The organism is Sphingomonas sp. NPDC019816 (assembly GCF_050274375.1).
GTDB lineage: Bacteria > Pseudomonadota > Alphaproteobacteria > Sphingomonadales > Sphingomonadaceae > Sphingomonas.
Genome location: NZ_JBNNOB010000208.1, coordinates 1 through 4107 on the forward strand (window position 1 = coordinate 1; position 4107 = coordinate 4107).

6 protein-coding genes are annotated in these 4107 nt (G+C 68.4%); all 6 read right to left on the reverse strand.

Annotation, left to right across the window (positions count from 1 at the left end; translation table 11 throughout):
- Window positions 1-94: 94 nt before the first annotated feature.
- Window positions 95-460 carry a hypothetical protein gene (locus tag ACQKJZ_RS18410; protein WP_427733031.1) on the reverse strand — a complete coding sequence of 122 codons (366 nt, stop codon included), beginning with the start codon at window positions 458-460 and terminating at the stop codon, window positions 95-97.
- The gene (locus ACQKJZ_RS18415; RefSeq protein ID WP_427733033.1) at window positions 460-888 is read right to left on the reverse strand and encodes a hypothetical protein; all 429 of its coding nucleotides are present in this window, start codon (window positions 886-888) and stop codon (window positions 460-462) included. Before ACQKJZ_RS18415 ends, ACQKJZ_RS18410 begins: the two co-directional genes overlap by 1 nt.
- 40 nt (window positions 889-928) lie before the next feature.
- A complete protein-coding gene (gloB, locus tag ACQKJZ_RS18420; protein WP_427733035.1) occupies window positions 929-1645 on the reverse strand; it encodes a hydroxyacylglutathione hydrolase in 717 nt (238 codons plus the stop codon).
- An 8-nt stretch (window positions 1646-1653) separates the two neighbouring features.
- Complete coding sequence (locus ACQKJZ_RS18425) at window positions 1654-2070, reverse strand: VOC family protein (protein ID WP_427733037.1); 417 nt, start codon at window positions 2068-2070, stop codon at window positions 1654-1656.
- Between the two features lie 76 nt (window positions 2071-2146).
- A complete protein-coding gene (locus ACQKJZ_RS18430) occupies window positions 2147-2908 on the reverse strand; it encodes a tetratricopeptide repeat protein (protein ID WP_427733039.1) in 762 nt (253 codons plus the stop codon).
- Complete coding sequence (locus tag ACQKJZ_RS18435; protein ID WP_427733041.1) at window positions 2905-3633, reverse strand: alpha/beta hydrolase; 729 nt, start codon at window positions 3631-3633, stop codon at window positions 2905-2907. Before ACQKJZ_RS18435 ends, ACQKJZ_RS18430 begins: the two co-directional genes overlap by 4 nt.
- Between the last annotated feature and the right edge of the window lie 474 nt (window positions 3634-4107).

A 4107-nucleotide genomic window follows, 5' to 3' on the forward strand; every position in this document is an offset into this window, starting at 1 on the left:
ATCGACCGTTGCGACTTGTTTCCGCGTTTCGAACTGGGCACGCCCCTCCCGCAGGCGGGAGGGGATGGGGGAGGGCTGGTCTAGGCCAGATCCCCTATTTCTTCACCCGATCATACGGCACGAACCCATCGAAGAAGCAGGATGCCGACGGGATCGACAGGCCCTGTTGCAGCACCTGGAACCGGTCGTTCCGGCACAGCCGCGAGCCCCATTGCTGGATCAGCAGCGTGTTGAACGGCCGCAGGCTGGGACATTGACCGCGCACCTGCGCACGCCAGATGCGGCGGCCGCCGGCATTGATGATGATCGTGCCGTTGTCGACGATACTCGGCCCCGACTGGGCGGTGCTGGTATCCACGCATTGCACGGGCGGTCCCGCGACACGGCCGGCAAAGGGATCGGACTTGGCGGCGACCAGCGTCAGGCCCAGCGCCGCCACCATGGCAAGACGGCCACGCATCACTTGGCGGGCCGATAGGGCACGAACGGCCCGAAGCTGCAACTGCCGCTGAAGAAGCCCGACACGCGGTCGACCGTCTGGGCGATGTCGCCGGCGCACAGCTGGCCGGTCGTGGTGCGGGTGACCAATATGTCGTTGCGTCCGCGCTGGCCGATCGTCTCGCACCCGCCTTGCGTCTCGCTGACATATTTCAAGCGCGGTGAGATCGTATAGACGATGGTCGGGCCATAGGCCGTCACCTGCCGCGTCTGATACTGGCCGATGCACTGGGTCGGCTTTTCGGGGGTCAAGCCGCGCAGCGCCTTGGTCAGGTCGGCGCGCTCGGTCGCCTGGCGCTGGTCGATCCGCGCCTGTTCCGCGGGGGTGGGGGTACAGCCGGCGATCGCCGGTAGCAGGAACGCCAGGGACAAGATTGTCAGGCCGCGCATCGTCTTCGCCTCCTTCGGTCGGTTCCCCCGTACCATGGTCCTAACCCTTGAACGCGTCCTTGGCTGCACGACGCTCCGCCAATTCCTGCGCATCGACCGATCGCAGAAAGGGGTTGGTCGCGCGTTCCAGCGCGATGGTCGTCGGGATCGTCGGCTCGCCCGCCTCGCGCATCGCGGTGACATCGGCCAGCCGCGCGGCGATCGCGTCATTGTCCGGCTCCGTCACCGCCGCGAAACGCGCGTTGGACAGGGTATATTCATGCCCGCAATAGACCCGCGTATCCTCGGGCAGCGCGGCGAAGCGGCGCATATTGGCGTGCATCTGCGCCGCCGTCCCTTCGAACAACCGGCCACAGCCCATGGCGAACAGCGTGTCGCCCGAAAAGATCACCGCGCGCTCGGGGATATGAAAGGCGATGTGACCCGCCGTATGCCCCGGCACCGACCAGATCACCGCCTCCAGTGTGCCGGCCCCGATCCGGTCGCCCTCCGCGAGCAGCCGGTCGAGCCCCTCAATCCTGGCCGCCTCCGCCGCCGGGCCGGCGACCCGCGCGCCGGCGGCGCGCAACTCGCCCGCGCCACCGACATGGTCGGGATGCCAGTGGGTCAGCCAGACCTGGTCGATGCGCCATCCCCGTGCCGCCGCCGCCGCCGCGACGGGCGCGGCCTCACCGGGATCGAGCGCGACGGTCCGGCCATCGTCATGGATCAGCCAGGCGTAATTGTCGGAAAGGACGGGGACGCGAACGATTTCCATGCGCGGCCTTACCAGCTGCCGACATTGGGCATCGAGGTCCATGGTTCGGCCGGGGGCAGCGCACCGTCCTGTAACAGTTCGATCGAGATGCCGTCGGGCGTCTTGACGAACGCCATATGCCCGTCGCGCGGCGGCCGGTTGATGGTGATGCCGGCATCCATCAGTCGCTGGCACGTTTCGTAGATATTGTCGACGCGGTAGGCGAGATGGCCGAAATTGCGGCCCCCGGTATAGATTTCGGGGTCCCAATTATGGGTCAGCTCGACCTCGGCGCGGCCCTCATCGCCCGGTGCCGCCAGGAAGATCAGCGAGAAGCGCCCGCCCTCATTGTCGACCCGCCGCACTTGTTTCAGCCCCAGCAATTCGAAGAAGCGGATCGTGGCGTCGGGATCGCTGACGCGGATCATGGTGTGAAGGTAACGCATCGGATCTCCTGCCGTTCTTGCGGGCCGGCCCTGTCTACCCGCAGACGGCCGGGCCAACCTTTACCTGCGATAAGGCCTAGCGCGAGGGGAATTGCGCGAGCGCCCTGGTGGTGATGGTGCGGATCGGGCTGTCGGGCGGGGCAAGTCGGGCGGCCTCGCTCCACGCCTTGCGCGCGCCGGCCTCGTCACCGCCGGCGGCGGCGATGTTGCCGGCCTCCAACTGGACATTGGCGTCGTCGGCCGACCGCGCCAGCGCCTCGCCAATATCCTTTTTCGCGCGGGGCAGGTCACCGGTGCGGCGCGCCAGCGTCGCCGACAACAGCCAGGCCAGCGGGTCGGAGGGCACATGGGTCAGCGCGGCGTCCAGATCGACCCGCGCCGCCGCCGGTTGTCCGCCCGCCACCAGCGCGCGGGCGCGGTCGAGTAGCGCCTCGCCCAGCGCGAAACCCGTCAATTGGCCCGAGGCGAGCGCGGCGTCCAGCGCAGCGCGGGCATGGGTGGCATCGCCCCCCGCCAGATAGGCATTGCCCGCCTGCGCCCAGTAATTGGCGGCACGGGCGTCCCGGCCCGTTTCCGCCGCCCTCGCCGCCTGTTCGAACGCGGCGGCGGCGGCAGGCCACTTGCCCTCGGTCGCATAGGCCAGCCCGAGGCATTGCTGCGCAAAATAGCCACCCCCCGCCAATTGCCAGCGGCTCGCCTCCGCCCGCCCGGCGGCGGGATCGCGCTCGGCGGTCGCGACACAGCGATCATGCCGCGCCTCACGCGGATCGGCGGGAAGCGCGGCGGGCTTTGTCGGGGTCTGGGCAGCGGCGGCGAGTGCGAGGGGGAACAGGATCATAAGCGGTTCAAAACGTCCTCCACGCCGCGGATCAGCAGGGCGATGTCCTGATCGCGCGACAGCCGGTGATCGCCGTCCTTGACGAGGATCGTCTGCACATCGGCTGAACGGATCAGTCCGGCCAGATGGGTGGTCCGCTGCCACGGCACATCGGGGTCCCGCATCCCCTGAAGCAGCCGGACCGGCCCATCGAACGCGATGGGGGCGAAGGTCAGCCGATTGGCCTCGCCCGACGCCCAGAAGCGACGGGTGTAGACGGTGGGCTCGGGGCCGTAGGGGTTGGGCCGCTCCAACCGACCGGCCTGGAGGATCGTCATCTTCTCCTCTTCGGAAAAGCCCCAGTCGGTGAAGTCGGGCGCGGGCGCGATGCCGACCAGCGCCTTGACCCGATCCGGCCGGGCGATGGCGGCGAGCAGCATCAGCCAACCGCCCATCGACGACCCCACCAGCACCGCTGGCCCCGTCACCACATCGTCCAGCATCGCGAGCACGTCGTCGCGCCAGTCGGCCAGCGCCTGATCCGCGAACGCGCCGTCCGACTCGCCGCAGCCGCCATAGTCGAAGCGCAGGAAGGCACGGCCCTTCGCCTTCGCCCATGCCTCCAGAGCGAGCGCCTTCGACCCCTGCATGTCCGAGGCATAGCCCGGCAGGAAGACGATCGCGGGGCCGGTACCGTCCGTCCAGCGATAGGCGAGCTTGGGGCGGGGCATGGGGCTGTCGGTCATGCCCGGAGTGTAGGGGAGGGGTGGGCCGATGGAAACCCGATCGCGATTTTGCGGTGGCATCCCATCCCCCGTTCAGCCTGAGCGAAGTCGAAGGCCACGGGATTCGCTCACCCCCGCGCCCGGAGGAGAGAGCGGACGTGGCCTTCGACTACGCTCAAGCTGAACGAAGGTGAGGGAAATTGCACCGCGCGGCGAGGACTGCCAGTCCCTCGCAAGCGATCCCGAAAGTCTTCGGTCCTACGGCCGCCAGTTTCACCGTGTCACGCGCGATGCGCGGGCCCTTTGCACTTAGCACGCCGGACCGACAAGTTGCGCGACCCCGACCTCGATCGGGGAAACATGCTCCCCCTCCGTTCAGCCTGAGCGAAGTCGAAGGCCACGTCCCGCCCTCGCCGCCGGCCATGGAGGAGAGTGCATCCCTTGGCCTTCGACTGCGCTCAGGCTGAACGACGTTAAGGGGATAAACTCAGCGAC